The organism is Nocardioides sp. Soil796 (assembly GCF_001429525.1).
Classification (GTDB): domain Bacteria; phylum Actinomycetota; class Actinomycetes; order Propionibacteriales; family Nocardioidaceae; genus Nocardioides.
Genome location: NZ_LMSQ01000017.1, coordinates 209348 through 234298, shown reverse-complemented (window position 1 = coordinate 234298; position 24951 = coordinate 209348). Strand labels below are relative to the sequence as shown.

26 protein-coding genes are annotated in these 24951 nt (G+C 70.7%); 14 read left to right on the top strand and 12 right to left on the bottom strand.

The features are described 5' to 3' along the window. Positions 1–11: 11 nt before the first annotated feature. The 3 genes from gltX to ASH02_RS26020 all read right to left on the bottom strand — a co-directional run bounded on the left by gltX (position 12) and on the right by ASH02_RS26020 (position 2640). Positions 12–1505 carry a glutamate--tRNA ligase gene (gltX, locus tag ASH02_RS08100; RefSeq protein ID WP_268793375.1) on the bottom strand — a complete coding sequence of 498 codons (1494 nt, stop codon included), beginning with the start codon at positions 1503–1505 and terminating at the stop codon, positions 12–14. Next, positions 1502–2311: a fumarylacetoacetate hydrolase family protein gene (locus ASH02_RS08095; protein WP_056676139.1), complete on the bottom strand. Its 810-nt coding sequence runs from the start codon at positions 2309–2311 to the stop codon at positions 1502–1504. Before ASH02_RS08095 ends, gltX begins: the two co-directional genes overlap by 4 nt. A 188-nt stretch (positions 2312–2499) precedes the next feature. Further along, positions 2500–2640: a hypothetical protein gene (locus ASH02_RS26020; RefSeq protein WP_156388609.1), complete on the bottom strand. Its 141-nt coding sequence runs from the start codon at positions 2638–2640 to the stop codon at positions 2500–2502. A 152-nt stretch (positions 2641–2792) separates the two neighbouring features. Between ASH02_RS26020 and ASH02_RS08090 the strand changes: the two genes are divergently transcribed. Continuing rightward, positions 2793–3722: a hypothetical protein gene (locus ASH02_RS08090; RefSeq protein ID WP_057294561.1), complete on the top strand. Its 930-nt coding sequence runs from the start codon at positions 2793–2795 to the stop codon at positions 3720–3722. 154 nt (positions 3723–3876) lie between these two features. Here the strand turns inward: ASH02_RS08090 and ASH02_RS08085 are convergent, their stop codons facing one another. The 3 genes from ASH02_RS08085 to ASH02_RS08075 form a co-directional block, all read right to left on the bottom strand. Continuing rightward, positions 3877–5028, bottom strand: coding sequence for an RNA polymerase sigma factor (locus tag ASH02_RS08085; RefSeq protein ID WP_057294783.1), 1152 nt, complete (start codon positions 5026–5028; stop codon positions 3877–3879). Between the two features lie 2 nt (positions 5029–5030). Next, positions 5031–5444, bottom strand: a complete 414-nt coding sequence (locus ASH02_RS08080; protein WP_057294782.1) for a YciI family protein — start codon at positions 5442–5444, stop codon at positions 5031–5033. A 115-nt stretch (positions 5445–5559) separates the two neighbouring features. Then, positions 5560–5943 (bottom strand): VOC family protein, encoded by a 384-nt coding sequence (locus tag ASH02_RS08075; RefSeq protein ID WP_057294560.1) that lies wholly within the window; start codon positions 5941–5943, stop codon positions 5560–5562. Between the two features lie 140 nt (positions 5944–6083). On the opposite strand from ASH02_RS08075, the gene ASH02_RS08070 reads away from it, so the two are divergent. Next, positions 6084–7301 carry an MFS transporter gene (locus tag ASH02_RS08070; RefSeq protein ID WP_057294559.1) on the top strand — a complete coding sequence of 406 codons (1218 nt, stop codon included), beginning with the start codon at positions 6084–6086 and terminating at the stop codon, positions 7299–7301. A gap of 42 nt (positions 7302–7343) precedes the next feature. Continuing rightward, the gene (locus ASH02_RS08065) at positions 7344–7610 is read left to right on the top strand and encodes a DUF2087 domain-containing protein (RefSeq protein ID WP_056676124.1); all 267 of its coding nucleotides are present in this window, start codon (positions 7344–7346) and stop codon (positions 7608–7610) included. Between the two features lie 34 nt (positions 7611–7644). On the opposite strand, the gene ASH02_RS08060 is transcribed toward ASH02_RS08065, so the two are convergent. Then, positions 7645–8262, bottom strand: coding sequence for a pentapeptide repeat-containing protein (locus tag ASH02_RS08060; RefSeq protein ID WP_057294558.1), 618 nt, complete (start codon positions 8260–8262; stop codon positions 7645–7647). A 135-nt stretch (positions 8263–8397) separates the two neighbouring features. Between ASH02_RS08060 and ASH02_RS08055 the strand changes: the two genes are divergently transcribed. Further along, positions 8398–10158: an MFS transporter gene (locus ASH02_RS08055; protein ID WP_156409734.1), complete on the top strand. Its 1761-nt coding sequence runs from the start codon at positions 8398–8400 to the stop codon at positions 10156–10158. 28 nt (positions 10159–10186) lie between these two features. Here ASH02_RS08055 and ASH02_RS08050 read toward each other — a convergent pair whose 3' ends face one another. Further along, a complete protein-coding gene (locus ASH02_RS08050; RefSeq protein WP_056676115.1) occupies positions 10187–10747 on the bottom strand; it encodes a TetR/AcrR family transcriptional regulator C-terminal domain-containing protein in 561 nt (186 codons plus the stop codon). Between the two features lie 101 nt (positions 10748–10848). Between ASH02_RS08050 and ASH02_RS08045 the strand changes: the two genes are divergently transcribed. From ASH02_RS08045 to ASH02_RS08010, 8 genes are all read left to right on the top strand, one after another. Next, a complete protein-coding gene (locus ASH02_RS08045) occupies positions 10849–11496 on the top strand; it encodes a biotin transporter BioY (RefSeq protein WP_056891404.1) in 648 nt (215 codons plus the stop codon). 2 nt (positions 11497–11498) lie between these two features. Beyond that, positions 11499–12200 (top strand): energy-coupling factor ABC transporter ATP-binding protein, encoded by a 702-nt coding sequence (locus ASH02_RS08040; protein ID WP_057294556.1) that lies wholly within the window; start codon positions 11499–11501, stop codon positions 12198–12200. Continuing rightward, a complete protein-coding gene (locus ASH02_RS08035) occupies positions 12197–12820 on the top strand; it encodes an energy-coupling factor transporter transmembrane component T (RefSeq protein WP_057294555.1) in 624 nt (207 codons plus the stop codon). The genes ASH02_RS08040 and ASH02_RS08035 overlap by 4 nt, the downstream gene beginning before the upstream one ends. 196 nt (positions 12821–13016) lie before the next feature. Beyond that, a complete protein-coding gene (gene bioB, locus ASH02_RS08030) occupies positions 13017–14228 on the top strand; it encodes a biotin synthase BioB (protein WP_057294554.1) in 1212 nt (403 codons plus the stop codon). A gap of 4 nt (positions 14229–14232) precedes the next feature. After that, a complete protein-coding gene (locus tag ASH02_RS08025) occupies positions 14233–15507 on the top strand; it encodes an adenosylmethionine--8-amino-7-oxononanoate transaminase (RefSeq protein ID WP_082620864.1) in 1275 nt (424 codons plus the stop codon). Then, on the top strand, positions 15504–16652 hold the full coding sequence (locus ASH02_RS08020; protein ID WP_057294553.1) for an 8-amino-7-oxononanoate synthase: 1149 nt from the start codon (positions 15504–15506) through the stop codon (positions 16650–16652). Before ASH02_RS08025 ends, ASH02_RS08020 begins: the two co-directional genes overlap by 4 nt. Continuing rightward, entirely contained in the window at positions 16649–17329 is a 681-nt protein-coding gene (gene bioD, locus ASH02_RS08015) for a dethiobiotin synthase (RefSeq protein ID WP_057294552.1), read from the top strand. Before ASH02_RS08020 ends, bioD begins: the two co-directional genes overlap by 4 nt. A gap of 97 nt (positions 17330–17426) precedes the next feature. Next, positions 17427–18134 carry a hypothetical protein gene (locus ASH02_RS08010; RefSeq protein ID WP_057294551.1) on the top strand — a complete coding sequence of 236 codons (708 nt, stop codon included), beginning with the start codon at positions 17427–17429 and terminating at the stop codon, positions 18132–18134. A gap of 68 nt (positions 18135–18202) precedes the next feature. Here the strand turns inward: ASH02_RS08010 and ASH02_RS08005 are convergent, their stop codons facing one another. Beyond that, a complete protein-coding gene (locus tag ASH02_RS08005; protein ID WP_056676096.1) occupies positions 18203–18751 on the bottom strand; it encodes an NADPH-dependent FMN reductase in 549 nt (182 codons plus the stop codon). Between the two features lie 88 nt (positions 18752–18839). Between ASH02_RS08005 and ASH02_RS08000 the strand changes: the two genes are divergently transcribed. Further along, on the top strand, positions 18840–19469 hold the full coding sequence (locus ASH02_RS08000) for a TetR/AcrR family transcriptional regulator (RefSeq protein ID WP_414858568.1): 630 nt from the start codon (positions 18840–18842) through the stop codon (positions 19467–19469). 24 nt (positions 19470–19493) lie between these two features. Here the strand turns inward: ASH02_RS08000 and cimA are convergent, their stop codons facing one another. Further along, positions 19494–21077 (bottom strand): citramalate synthase, encoded by a 1584-nt coding sequence (gene cimA, locus ASH02_RS07995; RefSeq protein ID WP_056676093.1) that lies wholly within the window; start codon positions 21075–21077, stop codon positions 19494–19496. Between the two features lie 268 nt (positions 21078–21345). Between cimA and ASH02_RS07990 the strand changes: the two genes are divergently transcribed. Next, on the top strand, positions 21346–22008 hold the full coding sequence (locus tag ASH02_RS07990; RefSeq protein ID WP_057294550.1) for a MerR family transcriptional regulator: 663 nt from the start codon (positions 21346–21348) through the stop codon (positions 22006–22008). Between the two features lie 29 nt (positions 22009–22037). On the opposite strand, the gene ASH02_RS07985 is transcribed toward ASH02_RS07990, so the two are convergent. Both ASH02_RS07985 and ASH02_RS07980 read right to left on the bottom strand, forming a co-directional pair. Then, positions 22038–23726, bottom strand: coding sequence for a serine/threonine protein kinase (locus tag ASH02_RS07985; RefSeq protein WP_156409733.1), 1689 nt, complete (start codon positions 23724–23726; stop codon positions 22038–22040). A 134-nt stretch (positions 23727–23860) separates the two neighbouring features. Beyond that, positions 23861–24934 carry a branched-chain amino acid aminotransferase gene (locus tag ASH02_RS07980; protein ID WP_156388855.1) on the bottom strand — a complete coding sequence of 358 codons (1074 nt, stop codon included), beginning with the start codon at positions 24932–24934 and terminating at the stop codon, positions 23861–23863. Between the last annotated feature and the right edge of the window lie 17 nt (positions 24935–24951).

Below are 24951 nucleotides of genomic sequence, written 5' to 3'. Positions count from 1 at the left end.
CGATCGGCCGCTCAGGCCAGGGCACTCTGCAGCCGGGCCAGGCCCCGCTCGCGACCGAGCAGCTCGAGCGACTCGAAGAGCGGCGGGCTGATCCGCTTGCCGGTGATCGCGACCCGCACCGGCCCGAACGCGACGCGCGGCTTGAGCCCGAGCTCGTCGATCAGCTTGGCGCGCAGCGCCTCTTCGATGGTCGCCGTGCTCCACGTCGACAGGGGCGACAACACGTCGTACGACGCCTGCACGATCGCCAAGCCGCCGTCGTCGAGGAGCTTGGCGACATCCGCCTCGTCACGGGTGAAGTCGGCCTCGTCGACGAAGAGGAAGCCGAGCATCTCGGGCACCTCGGCAAGCTTGTTGATGCGCTCGCCGACCAGCGGCATGGCCAGCTCGAGCAGCCTCGCGTCGGCATCGCTGACCGGGTCGCTGACCACACCGGCCTTCTTGAGGAACGGGATCGAGCGGTGCGTGATGTCCTCAATGCTCAGCAGACGCATGTGCGAGCCGTTGATCGCCTCGCACTTCTTCAGGTCGAAGCGCGCCGGGTTCGGGTTGACGTCACCGATCTCGAAGGCCTCGACCATCTCCTCGAGGCTGAAGATGTCGCGGTCGGCGGCGATCGACCAGCCGAGCAGGGCCACGTAGTTCAGCAGGCCCTCGGGCAGGAAGCCCTGGTCGCGGTAGAGCTCCATGTGCGCCTCGGGGTCGCGCTTGGAGAGCTTCTTGTTGCCCTCGCCCATGACGTAGGGCAGGTGGCCGAAGCGCGGCGTACGGTCGGCGACGCCGATCTCCTTGAGCGCATCGAAGAGCGCGACCTGGCGCGGCGTGCTGGAGAGCAGGTCCTCACCGCGCAGCACGTGGGTGATCTTCATCAGCGCGTCGTCGACCGGGGCGACCAGCGTGTAGAGCGGGTCGCCGTTGGCGCGGGCCAGCGCGAAGTCGGGCACGAACTGGGAGTCGAAGGTGATGTCACCGCGCACCAGGTCGTCGAAGGTGATCTCGCCGTCGGGCATGCGGAACCGCACCACGGACGAGCGGTCGTCCGCCTTGAAGGCCGCGACCTGCTCCTCGGTCAGCTCGCGGCAGAAGCCGTCGTACCCCATCACCTTGGAGCCGCTGGCCTTGCGCCGCGCGTCGACCTCCTCGTTGGTGCAGTAGCAGTCGTACGTCGACCCGTGCTCACGCAGCTTCGCCAGTACGTCGACGTAGATGTCGGACCGTTCGGACTGCCGGTAGGGGCCGAAGTCGCCGCCCTTGAGCGGGCCCTCGTCCCAGTCGAGGCCGAGCCACTGCATCAGGTCGAGCAGCGAGTCGTAGGACTCGACGGTGTTGCGCGCCTTGTCGGTGTCTTCGATGCGGAACACGAACGTGCCGCCGAAGTGGCGGGCGAACGCCCAGTTGTAGAGCGCCGTGCGCGCCAGGCCCACGTGGGGGCTGCCGGTCGGGGACGGAGCCATGCGCACGCGCACCTGCTCGGGCAGAAGGTCACCGAGTACGGGATTGGTCAACGTGCTGCCACCTTGTTCGTGAGAGTGCCGATGCCGGCGATCGAGACCTCGACCTCGTCACCGACGTTCATGGGACCGACACCCTCGGGGGTGCCGGTGAGGATGACGTCGCCGGGCAGCAACGTCATCACGCTGGAGATGTGCGCGATCAGCGCCGGGATGTCGAAGATCATGTCCTTGGTGGAACCGTCCTGGACGATGTCACCGTTGAGGTGGGTCTGGACGCTGACGCCGTCGATGAAGGTCTGCGGGTCGAGGTCGGTCTCGATCCACGGGCCGATCGGGCAGAACGAGTCGAAGCCCTTGGCACGGGTGAACTGCACGTCGGACTTCTGCAGGTCGCGTGCGGTCACGTCGTTGGCGATCGTGTAGCCGTGGATCACGTCGGTGGCCTTCTCGACCGGCACGTCGCGGCAGATGCGCCCGATCACCACGGCCAGCTCGCCTTCGTACTGGACGTTCTCGCTCTGGTGCGGGTAGAAGATCGGGTCACCCGGCCCGCTGACGCTGGTGTTGGGCTTGAGGAACATCAGCGGCTCCGAGGGCAGGTCGTTGCCGAGCTCGGCGGCGTGGGCCGCGTAGTTGCGACCGATGCCCACGACCTTGCTGCGCGGGAGCACCGGCGCGAGGAGTCGCACGTCGTCGAGCTTGTACTCCTGCTGGAGCAGCTTGACGCCGACGTAGAGCGGGTCGCCGGCCAACGCCACGATGACCGCGCCCTCCTCGGGTTGGCCGAACTCGTCGAGCTCGCCCGTCAGGACGCCGTACAGGGGATCTTCGCCGGTGGTGAATCTGCAGATACGCACGGACCCGAGCCTATCTGCCGTGCGGCTGGACCCCTGCCACGGTGGTTGACGAGCTCCCCTCGGTGGTGGAGGAGTGAGGAACGAGCGTCTCGAAACCACGAGTCGGCACGAGCCGACGCAGTGGGGAGCCCCCGCTCAGTCCCACTACGTCGACTCGTGCCGACTCGCTCCGGTGGTTCGGGAGCGAGTCAGGAGCGCATGAGGCGACTGCGCAGCGCCCTCGACCCGGCGCTGGTCTCGGCGCGCCGACGGCGACGGGCAGCCTCGAGCTGCACGGTCAGGCGCCGTGCTGCCTCTTCGGGACTGATGCGTCGTGCGGTGCTGGCCATGCCCTTCTCCGTTCGTCGCTCTTCTCTACATACAGACTCCCCCGGACCCGATTTGGTTGCATCCACCCAGGGGATTGTTTGCCTACGACTTTGGTCGGGGGTCGCGCGCACCGTTTCGCGGGCTCGGCGCCGTCGCTCCTACCCTTGTCCCCATGATCGAGGTGCTGGACGAGACCACGTGGCGGGCGCGGGCGAACGCGCACGCCGAGCGCGTCGACGCCTACATCGAGCCGCACCTCGCCCGCCGCGGATCCAGCGTGAAGCACCCGGTCCACGACTTCCTGTTCACCTACTACTCCCAGCGTCCCGCCCAGCTGCGCCGCTGGCATCCCGGGTACGGCGTGGGGCTGGCCGGCGACGTCTCGGCGTACGCCGGCCTGAAGGGCTATGTGAGTGCCGGTGGTTTGGAGACGCGCGCCAGCACGCACTCCTCAATCACCGGGGACGCCGGCGAAGGTGCGGTCACGGTGTCGGCCGAGTACGTCGCCACGCAGCGGCCGTTGGTCGAGTCGCTGCACCGGCTGCTGACCGCCACCGCCGGACGGGCACCGACGTTCGGCTGCTTCGGGCTGCACGAGTGGGCGATGGTCTACAAGCTCTCCGAGGACGAGACCCGGCACGCCGACTGGCCGCTGCGCCTGGGCGCCTCCGGCACCGACGACGTGGTCGAGTCGCACAGGATCACCTGCTCGCACTTCGACGCGTTCCGCTTCTTCACTCCCCCGGCGCGACCGCTCAACCAGCTCCAGCCCGGCCGCGACGACCGGCCGGCCTACGAGCAACCCGGCTGCCTGCACGGCGGAATGGACCTCTACAAGCACGCCTTCCGGTTGACCCCCATGACCTGCTCCGACCTGGTCGCCGACTGCTTCGAGCTCGCCCGCGACATCCGCATCCTCGACATGCAGGCCGCGCCGTACGACCTGGTCGACCTCGGCTTCGAGCCGGTGCGCATCGAGACACCCGAGGGCAAGCAGGAGTACGCCGCCCGCCAGCGCGGGTTCGCCGAACGCGGTGCCCCGCTGAGACAGCGCCTGATCGACGAGTGCGCGCGGCTGCTGACGGTCGCCCGGTCGGCGTGAGCGGCGCGGTCGACCTGCTCGCCCTGCGCTGACGGCCGACGTGCACATCAACGGGCACAACAGTGCGATGAGGCCCTTTTCCAGCCTGTTTCGGCACGTTGTGCCCGTTCGCCGGTACAACGCCGATCGGAGTCCGCTGCGTGACCGGAGGTCATCAGCCGGCCAGACCCTGGCGGAGGCGGGCGGCCTGGCGGGTGAGGTGGTCGCGCTCCGCCGTGCTCGTCGCGAGGTGTGCGGCGTCCGCGTAGAGCTCGGCAGCATGCTCGAGCGAACCTGCCCGCTCGGTGAGGTGCGCCCGCACGGCCACCAGTCGCGGCAGGTCGGCGGGCAGCTCGTCCAGGGCGCGCAGGGCGACCAGTGGGCCGTCGACCTCGCCGAGTGCCACCACACGATTGAGTGCCACCACCGGGCTGTCGGTCAGTCGCAGGAGCTCGTCGTACCACTCGAGGACCTGTGGCCAGTCGGTCTCGTCGGCCTTGGGCGCATCCGCGTGCAGGGCGGCGATCGCGGCCTGCGCCTGGTACTCCCCCAGCCTGTCCTTCGCGAGCGCGGCCTGGAGGATCTCGACACCCTCGGCGATCAGCGTCGTGTCCCAAAGCGACCGGTCCTGGTCGGCCAACGCGATCAACGACCCGTCGGAACCGCGCCGCGACGTACGCCGGGCATCGTGGAGCAGCATCAGCGCCAGCAGTCCGGCCACCTCGGGATCGTGAGAGGCCCGGGCCAGCTGCCGGGTCAGCCGGATCGCCTCGGCGGCCAGGTCGACCTCGCCGCCGTACCCCTCGTTGAAGACCAGGTAGAGCACCTTGAGCACCCGGCCGAGGTCGCCGAGCCGGGTGAGCCGACGGTCGGAGACGGTGCGCTTGGCCCGGCTGATCCGCTGGGCCATCGTCGCCTCGGGCACGAGATGGGCGAGAGCGATCTGGCGAGTGGTCAGGCCGCCGACGGCACGCAGCGTCAACGCGATCGCGGCGGTCGGCGACAGGTCCGGGTGGCAGCAGAGGAACAGCAGCTGCAGGGTGTCGTCGGCGTTCTCGGTGTCACCGGGCTCGGGCTCGTCGTGGAACCTCTCCTCGCGCCGGCGCCGAGCGTCGGCCGAGCGCACCATGTCGACGTACTTGCGCCAGGCGACGGTGATCAGCCAGCCCTTGGGCTCGGCCGGGGTCTCGGCGGGCCAGCGCTCGACGGCGGCGAGGAGGGCCTCCTGCACGGCGTCCTCGGCCGCCGCGAAGTCTGCTCCGCGGCGGACGAGGACACCCAGGACCTGGGGGCCGAGCAGCTTGAGCTGCTCGTCGAGGTCGAGCACCGTCACTCGGTGACCGTGGGCGGCTCGACCATGAACGGGCGCACCTCGAGCCACTCGTGGAGCGGCTGCCCGCCGGGGCCGGGGGCCGACGACAGACGCGCCGCCACCTCGTAGGCACGTTCCTGCGAGTCGACGTCGATCGCCATCCAGCCGGCGATGAGGTCCTTGGTCTCGACGAACGGTCCGTCGGTCACGGGCGGCTTGCCCTCGCCGTCGTAGCGCACGAACGTGCCCTCGGGCGAGAGCGCCTGGGCATCGACGAGCTCGCCGTTCTTCTCGAGCTCGTCGGCCAGGTCCCGCATGAACTGGATGTGGTCGGTGACCTCCTCCGGCGACCACTGGTCCATCGGGACATTGCCGATCGGCATCCGCTCGGGACCGCCGCGGTAGTGCTTGAGCAACAGGTACTTCGCCATGATGATCTCCTTGGATTCCTCAGGTGCCCCCGTGGACACCTTCACCCCCGGGACGGAGCCGTCGAGCGGTTCTCGACATGGGCGGGGAAACTTTTCTTCCAGACTTGGTGAACGCTCAGGGCCAGGTCGTGGCATGCGCGTCGAAGTCACTCCCGGTCTGCACCGGCACGACGCAGAAGACAAGGTCGCCCGGATCGCGCATGACGGCGTACGCCTCGTGGCGTTGCTCGACCCTCGCCCCCGCCGCGACCAGCCGCGCGATCTCGGCGTCGACGTCGTCGGTCTCGATGTCGAGGTGCACCCGCGGCGGCGTGCCCGCGCCGGTGCGCTGCAGCTCGAGCATGATGCCGCCGCCGAGAGGGTCGAGGCTGTCGTAGACCGGTTCCTCCCCGTCGGGTCGCCGGGTCGAACCCCGCGCCTGCGCCCAGAACGCGGCGGAGCTCTCGAAGCGGTCCACGGGATGGTCGACCAGGACGACACCGATGCGGCTGCGATGCATGAGTCCGAACGTATCGCGAAGCACGTCCCGACGAATCGCCCGAGACCCGCCGGAGTCGGTAGAATCGGCGGCGCACAGGGCTCTGGCGTACCTGTTGGGCGGGAAGGTACGCACCCGCTTCTGCGAACCCTGGAGTTCCCGTGTCACCCCTCACCGGCTACAAGAGGCTGTTCGGCCTCACCGGCCCCACCTACGTCCTCGTCGGCTTCCTGGCCCGCCTGCCCCTGGCCATGAGCCAGCTGGGCGTGCTCCTCCTCGTCGCCGGCACCACCGGCAGCTACGGCGCCGGCGGCGCCTGTGCCGGGGCACTCGCGATCGCCAACGCCGTCGGCGCCCCGTTCTGGGGTACGGCGGCAGACCGGGTCGGACAACGCAGGGTCGTGCTGCTCCAGTCGCTGGCCGGAGCCGCCGCGATGATCGTCCTGCTCGTGCTCACCCACGCGGGTGTGCCGTGGGGTTGGTCGGCGGTGGCCAGTGCCGCGGCCGGCCTGGTGATGCCGCAGGTCGGGCCGATGGCGCGGGTGCGGTGGCGCCCGATCACTGCGCGCAGCGAGCACCAGAAGAAGCTCGTCGACATCGCGTTCTCCTACGAAGGCGCGGCCGACGAGGCGTCGTTCGTGCTCGGCCCGGCCCTGATCGGCCTCGGCGTCTCCCTGGCCAGCCCGTCCTTCGCGCTCTCCGCCGCGGCCGTCGTGCTTGCGGTCTTCGGTGCGTGGTTCGCGCTGCACCCCACCGCCGTACAGGCCCACGACGCGCACGAGGACACCGGCATCCACGACCTCACCCTGGTGACCCCCGCCCTGATCCTGCTGTGCGCCTCCCAGCTGGTGATCGGCGCGGTGTTCGGGTCGGTGCAGACCGGCACGTCGGTGCTGGCCACCGACGCCGGGCAGCCGGGTCTCACCGGCTACTTCCATGCGCTGCTCGGCGTGGGCAGCGTGGTCGCCGGACTCTCGATCGCCGGGTTGCCGGACCGTTTCACGCTGCCCGCACGCCTGCGCTGGTTCGCTGTCGCCCTGCTCGTGCTGGCCGTGCCGTTGCTGCTGGTCGACTCCCTCGCGCTGCTGGCCCCCGTGCTGCTCGTGCTCGGCGTCAGCGTGGCGCCGTACATGATCACCACCTTCACCCTCGGCGAGAGGATCACCCCGCCTGCCCGCACCGGCGCCGCGATGACGCTGCTGGCCGCCGCCACCGGTCTCGGGTACGCCGTGGGCGCGGCCATCGCCGGCCGGCTCGCGGACTGGGGCGGCCAGACCCCGGCCTTCGCGGTCACCGTGGCTGCCGGCGTCGTTGCGGTCGTCGTGTCGTGGGGCGGCAGCCGGGTGCTCACGCGTACGGCGGAGCGTGTGTCGGCCTGAAACCCGGTGGCGTGCCCGGCGCGCGCGTCCTAGGTTCGGAGCATGGACTCAAAGGTTCTCGGGAACTTCCTCGACGCCGAGGGACGACTGCACACGATCCCGACGAAGCGGGCCAAGCGGCTCGTCGTGCTCGACCACCTGGCGCAGTCGTTCGAGCTCGGCCGGACCTACCCCGAGATCGAGGTTAACGAGATCCTCCGGGCGTTCCACCCCGATGTCGCGGCGCTGCGGCGCTACCTGGTCGACGACCAGTTCCTCACCCGCGAGGACAGCGTCTACTGGCGCAGCGGCGGCACCGTCGACGTCTGACCGTTCCGGTCGACGCGCGGGCGACGGCCGACAGTCACTGCCTGACCGGCTCCGCGTCGACGAGCGCGCCCTGCAGCTCGGCGAGGAGTACGGCGCCCGCGAGGTCGAGGTGCGTACGCCGCAGATGGGCTGCCGCGAGGTCGACCCGGTCGAGAGAGGCACCCCTCAGGTCGGCGCCCGCCAGCTTCGTCTCGCGCAGGTTGGCGCCGTCGAGGTTCGCGCCGGCGAGCGACGTCGAGGTGAGGTCGCTCATCGAGAGGTCGGCCTCGCGCAGGTCGAGGCCGGCGAGGTCGAGCTTGCTGAGGTTGAGCCCGCGCATCGTCACGCCCCGCCACTGGCCGCCAACGACCTTGATCGGGCGGACGGTGCAGTCGGCGAAGACCGAGCCGATCATCTTGCAGCCCTCGAAGGTCGCGTCGAACAGGCTGGTCCGCTGGAAGTCGCAGGCCACGAACGCGGTGTGACGGTGGGTGCTGGCGTTGAGCCTGCTGTTGGCGAATGTGCACTGGTCGAACGTCGCACCGGAGGTGACCACCTCACTGAGGTCCATGTCGGTGAACGTGCAGCGCACGAAACGGGCCGCGCCCAGGTCCTCGGCGTACCAGTCCTCCTCGCGGTAGTGGAGGTCGGTGTTCTCGATCGGATCCGTCACGACCCCCACCGTAGGCGTGCCCGCCGACGGCGGCGGCACCGACTGGTCCAGACCAGATCGCGGATTGACCGGAAACCCACCAGGACCGTGCGGAGCGCACTACGGTCGAAAGGCAGCGTGCACCAGGAGGCAGGCGTGGCATCGGACGAGACATCCGCCGTGGCCTCCGCTCCCGCGCCTCGGGCCGGCCTCGTCGCCAGCACCCGCACTGCCCTCCACGAGACGAAGGCTTCGCTCAGGTCGGTCTTCGGCAACCCCGGACTGAGGCGGGTCCAGCTCGCCCTGGCCGGATCGATGATCGGCGACTGGGCCTACGCGACGGCGGTGACGGTCTGGGCGTACGGCGTCGGCGGGGCCAGCGCCGTCGGCATCTGGGCAGCGATCCGGCTCGCCCTGATGTCGGTGACGGCACCCTTCGCCTCCACCTGGGCGGACCGAGCGCCGCGCAAGGCGGTTATGGTCCTGTGCGACATCGGCCGCGCCACGCTGGTCGCCGCCGCCGCGGCCTGTCTCTTCCTGGACACTCCCGCCGCACCGATCTTCGTGCTGGCCACGCTCACCTCACTGTTGGGGACACCTTTCCGCTGCGCGCAGCGAGCCCTGATGCCGACTCTGGCCGACAGCCCAGAGGAGCTGACCGCCTCCAACGGGTCGTCCAGCACGATCGAGAGCCTCTCCTTCTTCGTCGGTCCCGCCCTCGGAGCGCTGCTGATCGGCGCGACCAGCGTGTCGGTGGTGTTCTGCCTCAACGCCGTCACGTTCGTGTGGTCGATGGCGATGGTGCTCGGCATCCGGGTCCCGCACCCCACCAGCGGCCCCGACGAGGAAGCCGGCGTCGACACGGGAGGCGGTGACGACGCGGGAGGCGGTGACGACGGGGACGACGCCCCGCGGGAGAGCTTCCTGTCCGAGGTCTCCGGTGGCTTCCGCTGCATCTGGGCCGACAAGGACCTGGTCGTGGTGACCTGGCTGGTCGCGATGCAGACGATCGTGGCCGGCGCCTCCACCGTCTTCCTCGTGGTGATGGCCGTGGAGGTCCTCGACACCGGAGCCCACGGTGTCGGCTACCTCGAGTCGGCGCTCGGCGTCGGCGCCGTCCTGGGTGGATTCCTGGCGATCTCGAGGGCGTCCCGGCAGCGCCTCGCCCAGGACCTCACGACGGGCGTCCTGCTGTGGTCCGTGCCGCTGGTCCTGGTCACGCTGTGGCCCTCACCCGTGACGGTGTTCGCAGCCGTTGCCCTCCTCGGCCTCGCCAACCCACTGGTCGACGTCAACCTCGACACCATCGTCCAGCGCATCAGCCCGGACGCGGTCCTCGGGCGGGTGTTCGGGGCCCTCGAGTCGTGCCTGATCGCGACCATGGCCCTCGGCGCCTTCGCCATGCCGTTCCTCCTCGACCTGTGGAGCCTGCGCACCGCGCTCGCCGTCGTCGGGCTGGGCGTGGCCCTGGCCGTCGTACCGTTCATCGCCCGCATGCGTCGTCTCGACGCACGGCTCACCGCGCCGTTCGGGGCCGATCTGCTCGCCGCCGTTCCGATGTTCGCACCACTTCCCCGTTCCGTCGTCGAGGGCCTGGCCGGTCAACTGGTTCGCCTCGCGGTGCCGGCCGGGTCGGTCGTGCTGCGCCAGGGCGAGGAGTCCGACCGGTTCTTCGTCATCGAGTCGGGGCTCGTGGAGGTCACCCAGGACGGCGTGGTGCTCCGCCGCGAAGGGCCCGGCGACTTCTTCGGTGAGATCGGCCTGCTGCGTGACGTGCCGCGGACGGCCACCATCACTGCGTTGGAGGACACCGTGCTCCACGCCCTCGGCCGTGATGACTTCCTCGCGGCCCTCACCGGGGAGCGCGAGGCGTTCCTCGCGGCCGACGACATCGTCTCCCGCAGGCTCACCGTGTGAGTCGTATGTCGCCTCGCGGCGACTGCGGTCAGGACGAGACCGCGGCACGCACCCGGATGCCGTCGAGCACCAGCGCCAGCCCCAGCGCGAAGTCGGATTCCTCGCGCGGCCGGTCCTCGATCGCACCGGCGCTGCTGGCCTGCATCTGGGTCTGCTCGTCCATGACGTGGCCCAGCACGAAGTGGATCAGCGTGCGGGCAGCGACGGGCGCCAGGTCGGCGTCGAGGTCGGCGTCGGCGAGCGCCTCGGCCAGCTCGAGTGCCGGGGCCTCCGCGCCGAGGCCGAACGCGCTGACCGTCGCCACGAGCTCGGCTCCGTCACGGTAGGCCAGCATCGCGTCGCGGAGCTGGCCGCACACCTCGACGACCCGGTCGTCCCAGGCGGTCGTCGTCCGAGGTCGGGTGCCACGGTGCAGGATCTCGTCGGCCACGGCGGCCAGGAGGGTCTGCTTGTTGGCGAAGTGGTGGTAGAGCGCGCTGGGTTGCACGCCGAGCTCGCTGGCCAGGCGGCGCATGGAGAGGTCGGCCAGCCCGTAGGCGTCGAGCACGACGATGGCGTGTTCGACGACGTCCGCCCTGCGGTAGCTCAACTTCCCACCCCTCCTTGAGGATCTACGATGCACTGACCTTAACCTGAACAGTGTTCAGCAACGGCTCCGGCCCGCGACACCTTGCAGAAGAGACGACGACCTTGAGCACGCAGACCCCGACCAGCACCCGGCGTACGACGTCGAGCACCACCGACATCGCCCTGATCGCGGCGTTCGCCGCACTGATCTCGGCCTGCGCGTACGTCGGTGCGATCCCGGTCGGCGGCGCCGGCGTGCCGATCACCCTGCAGACCTTCGCGGTGATGCTGACCGGCTGCCTGCTCGGCCCCGTGCGCGGCTTCCTCGCGGTGGCGCTCTACCTCGGCCTCGGCGCGATCGGCCTGCCGGTCTTCGCCGAGCACTCCTCGGGCCTGGGCACCTTCACCGGCGCCAGCGCCGGCTACCTGTGGTCGTTCCCGGTCGCCGCGCTCGTCGCGGGGTTACTGGTGAAGTACGTCGCCGGCCAGCGCCGCACCAGCGCGCTGGTGATCTTCCTGTGCTCCGCCGCGGGCAGCATCCTGGTCATCCACCCGATGGGCATCGCCGGCATGAAGCTCTTCTTCGACGTCAGCTGGCACGAGGCGATGACCTACGACCTGCCCTTCTGGCTCGGCGACTTCGTCAAGACCACACTGGTCGCGCTGATCGCCGCCGAGGTGCACCGGGCCTTCCCGCAACTGCTCGCCCGCGCACCTCGCCACGCGGCACCCGACGCAGCGCTTCGCGACGCGGCACCCGACGCGGGCTGACCGTGCCGCGGATCGAGTTCTACCGGGCGGGCGTCGTCGTCCCCCTTCCCGGTGACGGCGGATCCCGCGTCGTGCTCGAACCCACCACCCTCGAGCTCACCGAGCACCGGATCGGCGTGATCGGCGCCAACGGATCGGGCAAGTCGACCCTGGCCCGCATGCTCAACGGGCTGGTCCTGGCCACGACCGGGTCCGTGCGCGTCGACGGCCTCGACGTACGCCGCGACGCCGCGGCAGTGCGTCGTACGGTCGGGTTCTGCTTCACCGATCCCGCCGCCCAGCTGGTGATGCCGACCTGCGTGGAGGACATCGAGCTGTCGCTGCGGCGGCAGGAGAAGTCGGCCTCCCGGCGGCGCGAGCTCGCCCTGGCGGTGCTCGACGAGAACGGACTGCTCGAGCATGCGCACGACTCGGTGCACTCGCTCTCGGGCGGGCAGAAGCAGATGCTGGCACTGGCCGGGGTGCTCGCCGTACGCCCGTCGCTGGTCGTCGCCGACGAGCCCACGACGCTGCTCGACCTGGCCAACACCCGACGGGTCGGCGACCTGCTCTTCGACCTCGAGCAACAGCTCATGCTCGTCACCCACGACCTCGACCTGGCGCGGCGCTGCGACCGGGTGCTGGTGGTCGCCGACGCCCGGGTCACCTTCGACGGCGACGCGGACGAGGCCGTCGAGCACTACGTCACGTCGGTGTCGGCATGAGCCAGGGTTCCGGCAGCGTCCTGGTCGGGATCTATCAACCCGGCACGACGCTGCTGCACCGCCTGCCGGTCGGGGTGAAGGTGGTCGCGCTCGGCGTGCTCAGTCTCTCGATCGTGCTGGTGCGCAGCATGCCCGCGTCGTTCGCGTTCCTCGCGGTGGCGCTGCTGCTGGTCTCCGTTGCCCGGGTGCGCCTGCGCACCCTGTGGCGGGCGGCCCGCAGCATCCTTGTGCTGGCTGCGTTCGTGGCCGCCTTCCAGTGGTGGTGGTACGGCGGCGCGAAGGCGATCGAGTCGTTCGTCGACCTGGTCACGCTGGCGCTGGCCGCGGTGGTGGTCACCGCGACCACGTCGGTCAACGCGATGCTCGATGCCGTCGTCCGCTGGCTCGGACCGTTCCGCCGCATCGGGGTGAAGCCCGAACGGGTCGCACTGGCCTTCGCCCTGGCGATCGGCGCCCTGCCCGGCACCGTCACCCTGGCCCACGAGACCCGCGACGCGGCCCGTGCGCGGAGCCTGGGCCGGCATCCGCGCGCCTACCTCTCGCCGTTCGTGATCCGGGTGGTGGCCCGGGCCATGGAGACCGGCGACGCGCTCCACGCCCGCGGCATCGGCGACGACTGATACGTCAAGGATCCACGGCTCGACGCGCAACGATCCATGGTTCGCGACGCAAGAGTCCACGGTTCGACCACCCACGTGCAGGATGTCCATCATCCCGACGTGTGTTGCGGCGTCCCGTCGAACTCGCTTAACCTGAACACCGTTCAGGTTGCCTGAACACCGTTCAGGTTCGCCGACGACCAGGAGACGCACCCACATGACGACCCACTTCGACCAGCTCGCCGACCGGATCCTCGACGGCGGGGCCGCGTCCGAGGCCGATGCCCTCGCCGTGCTGCAGACCACCGACGCGGAGCTGCTGTCCGTGGTCTCCGCGGCTGCCCGGCTGCGCCGTGAGCACTTCGGCAACACGGTCAAGGTGAACTACCTGGTGAACCTGAAGTCGGGCCTGTGTCCCGAGAACTGCAACTACTGCTCCCAGGCGCTCGGGTCGCAGGCACCGATCCTGAAGTACTCCTGGCTGACGAAGGACGACGCCCTCCAGCAGGCCGGGGCCGGCCTCAAGGGCGGCGCCACCCGGGTGTGCATGGTGTCGTCGGGCCGCGGACCCTCCGACCGCGACGTCGACAGGGTCGTGGAGATGACCGAGGCGATCAAGGAGACCTACGACGGGGTCGAGGTGTGCGCCTGCCTCGGGCTGCTCAAGGACGGCCAGGCCGACCGGCTCAAGGCCGCCGGCGTCGACGCCTACAACCACAACATCAACACCGCCGAGAGCAACCACGACAACATCGTCCAGACCCACACGTACGACGACCGCATCGACACCATCGGCAAGGCGAAGTCGGCCGGCCTCTCCCCCTGCTCCGGCCTGATCGCCGGACTCGGCGAGACCGACGAGCAGCTGGTCGAGGCGCTCTTCGCCCTCCGCGCGCTCGACGCCGACTCGATCCCGGTGAACTTCCTGATGCCCTTCGACGGCACGCCGTACGAGAACACGTGGGAGCTCTCGCCGATGCGGTGCCTGCGGATCCTGACGATGGCCCGGTTCGTGTGCCCCGACAAGGAGATCCGCATCGCCGCCGGCCGCGAGATGCACCTGAGGTCCCTGCAGGCCACTGCCCTCCAGGTGGCCAACTCGATCTTCCTCGGCGACTACCTCACCTCGGAGGGACAGGACGCCAGGTCCGACCTCGAGATGCTGCGCGACAACGGCTTCGTGATCCTCGGCAACGAGAACGCGTTCGCCAACGGCAGCCTGCCGGGCCTCGACTCCCTCGAGCCCGCGGCCGGCGACTGCGGCTCGGCATCCGTGAGCCCGTGCGACAGTGCCTCCGAGGGCGCCGGCTGCGCGACGTCCTGTGGCGGCGGCTGCTCGGGGCATGCCGACGAGGCAGTGGGCGAGACGTCCCACAACCCCGTGATCCGCAAGCGTGGCGCGGGCACCGAGGCTCCCGCGAACGCGTGACCGCGTGAGCACCGACACCGCCTCCCTGCTCGCCTACGACCGCGAGCACGTCTGGCATCCCTACACGTCGATGACCGACCCCACTCCGACGCGACTCGTGACGGGGGCGTCCGGCGTACGTCTCGAGCTCGAGGGCTCCGGCGAGGTGATCGATGCGATGAGCTCGTGGTGGTCGGCGATCCACGGCTACCGCCACCCCGCGCTCGATGAGGCAATCGCCAACCAGGCAAGGGAGTTCGCGCACGTCATGTTCGGCGGCCTGACCCACCGGCCGGCGATCGACCTGGCTCGCACGCTGGTCGAGATCACCCCCGCTCCACTGCAGCACGTCTTCCTGGCCGACTCCGGATCGGTCAGCGTCGAGGTGGCGATCAAGATGGCCGTGCAGCACCAGCGTGGCCGCAGCCGCCCCGAGCGCACCCGCCTGCTCACGGTCCGCGGCGGCTATCACGGCGACACCTGTGGCTGCATGGGCGTGTGCGACCCCGTGGGCGGCATGCACACGATGTTCACCGGCATGCTGCGCTCCCACGTCTTCGCCGACCAGCCACCGGCACCGGGCGGCGACCTGGCCGGTTGGACCGCCTCGTTCACGGCACTCGCCGAGGCACACGCCCACGAGCTCGCCGGCATCATCGTCGAGCCGCTGCTCCAGGGCGCCGGCGGCATGCACCCCTACGACCCGGCCTGCCTCACGGTCATGCGCGAGGTGGCCGACCGGCTCGGACTGGTGCTGATCTTCGACGAGATCGCCACGGGCTTCGGTCGCACCGGCCACCTGTTCGTCTCCGAGGTGGTCACGCCCGACATCCTCTGCCTGGGCAAGGCGCTGACCGGCGGCTACCTCACGCTGGCCGCCGTGCTCTGCTCCTCCGACATCGCGGGCGGCATCTCGGCCAGCGAGTCCGGCGTGCTGATGCACGGCCCCACGTTCATGGGGAACCCACTGGCCTGCGCGGTCGCCTCCGCCTCGATCGACCTGCTGCTGAGTCGCGGCTGGGAGCCCGACGTCGCCCGCATCAACGCCGCGCTCGAGCGCGGCCTCGCTCCCCTGCGCCAGCTCCCCGGGGTGTACGACGTCCGCACCCTCGGCGCCGTGGGCGTCGTACAGCTCGACCACCCTGTCGACGTGGTGGCGGCGACCGATGCCGCGCTCGCGAACGGTGTGTGGATCCGTCCGTTCCGCGACCTGATCTACACGATGCCGCCGTACATCTCGTCCGACGACGTCGTCGCCCGGATCTGCACCGCGCTGCACGCCGCGGCGGTCGCGGGATGAGCGGCGGAAGCAGCGGGACCGGCTGGCGTGCCTGGCTGGCCGAGCAGGCGGAGGCACGCGAAGACGCCGGGTTGACGAGAATCCTCAACCCACGCAGGGCGGACGACGACACCATCGACCTCGCGGGCAACGACTACCTCGGCCTGTCCCGCCACCCCGAGGTGGTCCGGGCGGCAGCCGACGCGGTCACGCAATGGGGTGCCGGAGCGGGCGCCTCGCGACTGGTCACCGGCACCCTCGACCTGCACGCCGACCTCGAGCGCGAGCTGGCCGACTTCCTCGGCTGGCCGGCCGCCCTGGTCTTCTCGACCGGCTACCACGCGAATCTCTCGGTGGTCACTGCGCTGGCCGACCGCGACGCCCTGGTGGTCTCCGATGCGCACATCCATGCCTCGCTGATCGACGCCGTCCGCCTCTCCCGCGCCCAGACCGTGGTGACCCCGCACAACGACGTCGCCGCGGTGCGGAGCGCGCTCGCGGCGGCCGACGGCCGACGTGCGCTCGTGCTCGCCGAGTCGATCTACTCCGTGCTCGGCGACGCCGCTCCCCTGGTCGACCTGGCCGCCGTCTGTGCGGAGCACGACGCCCTGCTTGTCGTCGACGAGGCGCACGGCGTCGGGGTGAAGGGCACCGGCGGCCACGGGCTGGTCCGTGAGCTCGGCCTGGCAGACCACCCCCACGTCGTCGTCACCGCCACCCTGTCGAAGGCGCTCGGCGCGCAGGGCGGCGTGGCCCTCGGCCCGGCGCCGCTGCGCGAGCACCTGGTCAACCGTGCCCGCCCGTTCATCTTCGACACCGCGCTGGCCCCGGCACCGACCGCCGGCGCCCTGGCCGCCCTGCGCCACCTCGTGGCGCACCCCGAGCTGCCGCGCGCCATCCACGACCGGGTGGCGACGCTCGGTCAGGCGCTCGAGGTCGACCTCCCGGCCGGCGCCGTGCTCTCGGTGCCGCTCGGCGCTCCCCGGGTGGCAGTCGCCGCCCAGGCCGCCTGCCTCACCGAGGGCATCCGTGTCGGTTGCTTCCGGCCGCCGTCGGTGCCCGACGGGGTGTCACGGCTGCGCATCACCTGCAACGCCGGACTGCCGGAGGCGCACTGGCAGCACGCCACCGACGTCATCGGCCGCGTCGTCAAGGAGCACCGGTGAGCGGTCGCATCATCGTGGTCACCGGCACCGACACCGGGGTGGGCAAGACGATCGCCACCGCCGCCCTCGCCGTACGCGCGACGGAGCGGGGCACGGTCACCGTCGTGAAGCCCGCACAGACCGGCATCGGACCGACCAACACCGACGAGCCCGGCGACATCGACGTGGTCCGTGCCCTCACCGGCTGCGCAGTGGAGGAGTACACCCGCCTGCCCGACCCGCTGGCCCCCGACACCGCCGCGCGTCGAGCCGGCGTCACGATCCCTGCAGTGGCGGAGTACGCCGTCCGGGTGCGTGCGCTCGCCGAGGCGGTCGACACCGTGATCGTCGAGGGAGCCGGCGGCCTGTTGGTGCGTCTCGACACCGACGGCGGCACGCTGCTCGACCTGGCCGCCGACCTCGACGCCGAGGTGTACGTCGTGGTGCGGGCCGGGCTGGGCACCCTGAACCACACCGAGCTCACCGTAGGCGCCCTGCGGTCCCGGGGCCTCGAACCGGCCGGACTCGTCATCGGCGCCTGGCCGCACTCCCCCGACCTTGCCGAGTCGTGCAACCTCGACGACCTGCCCCGCGTGGCCGGTGTACCCGTGGTCGCCGTACTCCCCGAAGGTGCCGGCGGCCTGGACCGCGCGTCCTTCACCGCCGCCGTCCCCACCTGGTTCACCGACACTCCCTGACGATCCCGTGGTTGCGGTCCCGGGAGTGTCGGGAATGATTGCGTGGGCGGAGCATCGGGTAGGGGTGGTGCTCCGGAGTCACCGACAGAGGAGTGTCATGCGTTCAACCATCCAGAGCAACCGTCGCCCGCGCGCGGTTGCCGGGCCGATCGTCCTGGCGCTCCTGGTGGCCGGGCTGCTCGCCGGGTGCGACTCCGACGAGAAGTCCAGCGTGGTGGCCGGAGATCCGGCGGTGGCGCCGAGCAGCACTCCCACCGACGACCCGTCGACGGACCCCACCGAGTCGCCCAGCACGACGCCGACCGACGCCCCCTCCACCACGGACCCGAGCACCACGCCGCCGCCCGGCGGCCGACTCACCGCCGCGGAGTACGCCCACGACTGGGACTTCAAGCTGGACGGCGTACGCATGGCGGCCGACCACGTGCGCGGCAAGGACTACCCGGACTGCTCGGGCCTCGAGGTCAAGGGCGCGCTCACCAAGCGCGGATGCGTGTACGGCGTCAAGGTGACGCTCAAGGCACTGGGCGGCCGGGTGATGATCACGCACATGATCCTGGAGATGAAGAGCGACAAGAAGGCCAAGACGTTCTCCAACGACAAGACGCTGACCGACGGAGACTTCAACTACCAGAAGGCCGACATCGTCCCGGGCTTCGACAAGGGCCAGTGGCGCGTGCGCAGCGCCGGGAAGTACGCCGTGTTCACGGTGGTCACCGGCGGCAAGGGCGTCACCGCCAAGCAGGTGAAGGACTACCTCCACTACACGAACGCCGACTACACCAGCGCCCTGCTCTGGCGCTGAAGACGCAGATACTCCCTGACGTTCCGGCCCCTCCTTGGGGACCGGAACGTCAGGGAGTATCGGAAATGTCAGGCTGCGGAGGTCTCGGTCTCGGCGGCGACCAGGGCCTCGACGGCGCTGACCAGACGGGCCACGACCTCGTCGTCGGCGAGGATGTCGCCCTCCATCGCGGATTGCGACACGACGATCTCCTGGAGCACCTGGGCACCGGCGATGGTGGCCGAGTGGCGGGCGTGCTCGTGCGCCCACTTGCCGCCGTACGGCGTGGGGGTGGCGCCGACCACGGCGAACGGCTTGCCCACGACGGCGCCGGCGCCGTACGGGCGGGACAGCCAGTCGATGGCGTTGTTGAGCACGGCGGGCATGGTGCCGTTGTACTCGGGGGTGACGACCAGGACGCGGTCGGCGGCGGCGACGTCGGCGCGCAGGCGGGTGGCTGCCTCGGGCGCGGTCTCGCCGTCGATGTCCTCGTTGTAGAACGGGATCTCACCGAGGCCGTCGGCGATGTCGATGGTGACGCCGGCCGGGGCCTGGGCCTGGAGGGTCTCGGCGATGCGGCGGTTCAGGGAGTCGGCGCGGAGGCTGCCGACGAGGACGAGCACGCGGGTGTCAGACATGGAGCTGTCTCCTCAGAGGTTTGTTGGACGAACAGAGGGCATAAGCGGACCGCGGTCCGCTTTATTCCGGGCCTCTAGGATGAGTGTTGTGACACCGCCCACGAAGCCCCGAGCTGCCGACGACCGGCAGGTCAGGGCCGAGCTGCCGCTGCTCGGCCAGCCGGCACCGGAGCGCCGCGACGCCGCGCGCAACCGCGACGCGGTGCTGAACGCGGCCCTGCGACTCGTCGAGGCCAACGGCGCCTGCGCGGTCACCATGGAAGCGGTGGCCGAGGCCGCAGGAGTCGGCAAGGGCACGGTGTTCCGGCGTTTCGAGAGCCGGGCCGGCCTGATGGGCGCGGTGCTCGACCACTCCGAGTCGGCCTGGCAGAACGCCGTCATCTCCGGTCCGCCGCCGCTCGGGCCGGGCGCTCCCCCACTCGAACGACTCCGGGCCTTCGGGCGCTCCCGCCTCGACCTCAACCTGCGCCACGCCGACCTCATCGAGGCGGCGATCTCCTCCTACGGCCGGTCGTACGCCGCCTACTCGTTCGCCGCGATGCACGTCCGCTACCTGCTCACCGAGCTCGGCGCCACCGGAGACCTGCACCTGTTGACCACGGCGGTGCTCGCGCCGCTCGAGGCCGAGATCCTGCGCCAGCACAGGGCCGAGGGCGTGGGCGAGGAGCGCATCATCGCCGGGTGGGACGACCTGGTCCGGCGCATCCTCGCGGGCTGAACCAGCCGCGCACCCGGCCCGCAGTCACTCCACGTGGTGGCGGCGCAGCCCGAACGTCAGCCCGTCGACGAGCGCGCCCCACGACGCCTCGATGACGTTGTGGCCGACCCCGACGGTGACCCACGACGACTCGCCGTCGGTGGTCTCGATCAGCACCCGCGTGGTCGCGTCGGTGCCGTGGCCCTGGTCGAAGATGCGCACCTTGTAGTCGATCAGCTCGAACTTCGCGACCTCCGGATAGGCCTGGCCGATGGCCTGGCGCAGGGCGTGGTCGAGCGCGTTGACCGGGCCGTTGCCCTCACCGGTCACCACGAACCGCTCGCCGCCGGCGCGCAGCTTGACGGTCGCCTCGGAGATCGCCTCGCCACCGGGCGAGGTCTCGGTGATCACCCGCCACGACTCGACCTCGAAGTACGCCGGGCGCACTCCCTCGGCCTCCTCGACGAGCAGCAGCTCGAACGACGCGTCGGCCGCCTCGAACGTGTAGCCGCGCGACTCCATCTCCTTGACCCGGTTGGTCAGCCGGGTGACGAGGTCCTTGTCGCTGGAGAGGTCGTAGCCGAGCTCCTTGCCCTTGAGCTCGACGGTCGCCCGGCCGGCCATGTCGGAGACCAGCAGCCGCATGTCGTTGCCGACCTGCATCGGGTCGAGGTGCTGGTAGAGGTTGGGGTCGACCTTGATCGCCGAGGCGTGCAGCCCGGCCTTGTGCGCGAACGCCGAGGTGCCGACGTACGGCTGGCGTGAGGCGGGCGGGAAGTTGGTGATGTCGGCGACGGCGTGGGCGATCCGGGTCGCCTCGGCCAGGGCGCCCTCGGGCAGCACCCGGCGCTCCAGCTTCAGCTCGAGGTTGGCGATCACCGAGACGAGGTCGGCGTTGCCGGTGCGTTCGCCGTACCCGTTCATGCAGCCCTGCACGTGGGTGGCGCCAGCCTGCACGGCCGCGATCGAGTTGGCGACCGCGCACCCGGTGTCGTTGTGGGCGTGGATGCCCACGCGTCCGCCGGTCTCGGCGATCACGTCGGCGACGATCTCACCCACCCAGTGCGGCAGCATGCCGCCGTTGGTGTCGCACAGCGCGACCACGTCGGCGCCCGCGTCGTACGCCGTGCGCAGCACCTCGAGCGCGTAGGAACGGTCGAGCCTGTAGCCGTCGAAGAAGTGCTCGGCGTCGAGGAACACGCGCTGTCCCTCGCCGGCCAGGTGGGCCACGGTGTCGCGCACCATCGCAAGGTTCTCCTCGAGCGTGGTGCGCAGCGCCAGCTCGACGTGGCGGGTGTGCGACTTGGCCACCAGCGTGACGTACGGCGCGCGACTGTCGCGGAGCGCGGCGACCTGCGGGTCGTCGGCGGCGGCCAGGCCGGCCTTGCGGGTGCTGCCGAACGCGGCCAGCCTGGCGTGGCGCAGGTCGAGCTCGTCGGCGGCGCGGGCGAAGAACTCGGTGTCCTTCGGGTTCGCGCCGGGCCAGCCGCCCTCGATGAAGCCGACACCGAGCTCGTCCAGCAGCCGGGCGATGTTGAGCTTGTCGGCGACCGACAGGTTCAACCCTTCCTGCTGTGCGCCGTCACGCATCGTGGTGTCGTAGACGTGGAAGGCCCCGTGGAGGTCCATTCGTCTCATCTCGCTTCGGTTGTCCGGTTCGGGGGCGTGGCAACAAAAAAAACCTCCCGGAGTACGAGAGGTTGCGCGTCGGGGAGTCCCTGACGCGCTAGTCGATAATGATCGCGATCTGCTGCACGTGCCCAGTTTGCCACGGAACCACGTGCCCGAAGCCTGCCGTCTCGGAATCCGACCTTCCCCATTCTTCTGCGCGGCACCCGGGAGCCGACCTACTCTTGGGCGATCCAACATCCGGACAGCTTTGAGGAACTCCCCACCCATGCGCATCAGCAAGCTCAGCGAGCGCGCCGGCCTGCCGGTCGGCACGGTCAAGTTCTACCTTCGCTCGGGGCTCCTCCACGCCGGCCGGGCGACCAGTGCCACGCAGGCGTTGTACGACGAGACGCACCTGAAGCGCCTGCGCCTGATTCGCGCACTGCTCGAGGTCGGCCGGCTCTCGCTGTCCGACATCCACGAGATCCTTGATGCGATGGACCTTCCCGACGTCGATACGGAGTCCCGGGTCACCCTGGTCCGCGCGGCGATCGCGGCCTCGTCCGGCGTCTCCGACAGCATCGACGTGACCGCCGCGCAGGATCTCCTGGCCGACCTCGGGTGGCACGTGGCCGCCACGTCTCCTCACCTCCCGGCCCTGGCCCGTGCCTTGTGGGCCGCCGAGTCCGTCGGCCTGGAGATCGACCCCGACCACTTCTCGGCGTACGCCGAGGCGGCGGCACTCGCCGCGCACAGCGACCGCACCGCGATCAGCGAGACGTCCGCCGAGAACCTGCCCACGACGGTGGCGGCCACCACCGTCCTGCTCGACCAGGTGCTGATCGCGCTCCACCGGCTGGCCATGGAGAACGACCCGGTCGACTCCCGGGGTGTTCCGCGCGGGGCCCGCCACCTGCCCGGACCGCGTCAGCCCGCCGCGAGCGCCTGAACCCGGTCGCTGATCCAGGCACGGACCCGTCAGAGGTGGCGGCCCAACCAGGTGCCGGGGGCCCACGGCGACTCGTCGAACGGCGCCCACACCGGGTCGTGGCCCACCGCCCACCACACCATGAGGGCGGAGGCGGCGACAAGCAGCAGCACGCCGACCAGCCAGGGCAGCGGCGTGCGGGCCAGGGGCAACCCGATCCGACGCAGGGGTGACCTCAGCCGGGAGCTGCCCGGGCCGGTCCAGTGCACGACACCGAGGAACACGCCCGAGACCCCGAGCGCCGTGAGGTCGTCGACGTCGAGGGCCACCATCACCAGTCCGACGCAGCCCACCAACAGGGCGGTCCAGACCAGCAGCATGATCGACGCAGGCAGCGAGACGAGGAAGTGCCACGGCGCGGCCATCACGTTGAGCACCCCGTCGTACCACTTCGGGCCGCGGCGGCCACGGCGATCGGTGGCCGCGCTCGCGGAGAGCGAGAGGCTGCGCAGCACCACGGTCACGACCGCGATCGACACGCTCACGACGTACGGCGCCAGCACGAGTCCCCCGGCGACCGCACCGAGGACGGCAGCACCCAGGATCCAGCGGCGGAGGCGCTCGGTCCACGACACCCGCGCCGGTGCCGCCCCCGCCGGGGCAGGCACCTGGTAGGGCTCGCGCATCGGCGGCGGCAGGGTGTGGTCCGGCCGCGGCGGGGCCGCCTCGGTCGCCGGGCCGGCCAGCGGTTGGTTCAGTGATTGCGACGGCGGCGCCGGGGGCGGCTGCCTGCGGGTCGGGTCGTCCTCAAACCTGCGGGTCTGCGGGGCGGCGACGTCGAGCGCCTCCTGGGCGGCCTGCGCGAACCCGGGGGTGATCGGCATCGTCATCGTGGGCGCCGGTCCGGGGACGGCGGGGCGTTCGACGGTCGGCGAGCCACCGAGGGTCTCGATCACCTGCGGCAGGCTCGGTCGCTGGTCGGGTTCGGGCGCGAGCGCGGAGGTCACCAGCGAGAGGACCACGGGGTCCAGGCCGGTCAGGTCGTGCTCGCCGCGGCGCACGCGGTCCATCACCGCCACGGACGGCCCCTTGCCGTACGGCGCACGACCGGTTCCGGCGAAGGCCACGGTCGCCGCCCACGAGTGCACGTCGGCCGCGGTGGTGGGCTCGATGCCGTAGAGGATCTCGGGGGCGAGGTAGCCCGGTGTGCCGAGAAGCCAGCCGGTGCGGGTGATGTTCGCGTCGTCAGCGACCCGGGCCAGGCCGAAGTCGATCAGGACCGGGTTGCGACCTTCCATCAGCACGTTCGACGGCTTGATGTCGCGGTGCAGCACGCCCACCCGGTGCACGGCCTGCAGCGCCTCGGCCAGGCCCTGGGCGAACCACGCCAGGTCGTCTCCGGTCAGCGGACCCTCCTCGCGCACGTGGTCGTGCAGCGAGAGCCCGGGCACGTAGCGGGTGGCCACGAACGGCACCGGCCCCCACGGGTCGGAGTCGACGATCTCGGCGACCCGGACACTACGCACCCGGGTGAGCGAGTTGACCTCGCGGGCCAGCCGGGCGCGGGCCTCGTCGTCGCCGACGACGTGCGGGCGCAGCACCTTGAGCGCCACGCGCTCTCCCCCGGGCTTGCGGGCGAGGTGCACGACGCCCATGCCGCCCTCGCCGATGCGCGAGAGGAGGGTGTAGTCCCCCACGCGCATTCCAGGTGGGGCCTGCCGGCCCGGAGTCGTCGTCACGTCGTGAGATTACCCGTGCCCACCGCCCCGAACCCCGTGTAACGCGCTGTCCGTGACGCTTTGCACCCTGCCCGCGGGTGCAGAAGTGTCAACAAGGGCGCACAAGTGCCCGGTTCGGTACGGCGTACGCCGGATCAGACGACCTGGTGCATCCAGCCGAAGGAGTCGTCGGCGCGGCCGTACTGGATGTCGACCAGCGACTGCCGGATCTTCATCGTCAGGTCGGTCGACGCCGGGGCCGGGACCTCGCCGCCGTCCCACTTCAGGGCACCGACCGGGGTGATCACGGCGGCCGTGCCGCAGGCGAAGATCTCGGTGATCGCACCGCTGGTGACGCCCTCGCGCCACTCGTCGATGGAGAACTTGCGCTCCTCGACCTTGTGGCCGAGCTGCTCGGCCAGCTCGATCACGCTGGAGCGGGTGATGCCCTCGAGGATGGTGCCGGTCTCGGGGGTGACGATGCGTCCGTCGTCGAAGACGAAGTACATGTTCATGCCGCCGAGCTCCTCGACGTACTTCCCCTCCTGGGCGTCGAGGAAGACGACCTGGTCGCAGCCGTGGCCGCTGGCCTCCTGCTGGGCGACCAGCGAGCTGGCGTAGTTGCCACCGGTCTTGGCGGCACCCATGCCACCGCGGCCGGCGCGGGTGTACTCCTCGGTGAGCCACAGGCTGACCGGCTTGATGCCGCCCTTGAAGTAGGAACCGGCCGGCGAGGCGATCACCATGAACGTGACGTGCTGGCTGGGACGCACGCCGAGGAACACCTCGGTGGCGATCATGAACGGGCGCAGGTAGAGGCTCTTCTCCCCCGCCGCCTCGGGCACCCACCGCTCGTCGACCTTCACCAGGGCGTCGACGGCCTGCACGAAGTCGTCGACCGGCAGCTCGGGGAAGGCCAGGCGTCCGGACGAGCGCACCATGCGCTGCGCGTTGGCCTCGGGACGGAACGTGGCGATCGAACCGTCGGGCTGGCGGTAGGCCTTCATGCCCTCGAAGGTCTCCTGCGCGTAGTGCAGGACGGCGGTCGCCGGGTCCATCGTCAACGGGCCGTACGGCGTGACGCGGGCCGCGTGCCAGCCCTCGTCGGGGGTCCACTCGACGGTGAACATGTGGTCGGTGAAGAACGTTCCGAAGCCGGGGGCCGCGAGGATCTCGGCGAGGCGGGCGTCGTCGACGATCTTGTCGCTCAGGGTGGTGCTGATCTCCATGGACATCAAACTATCTG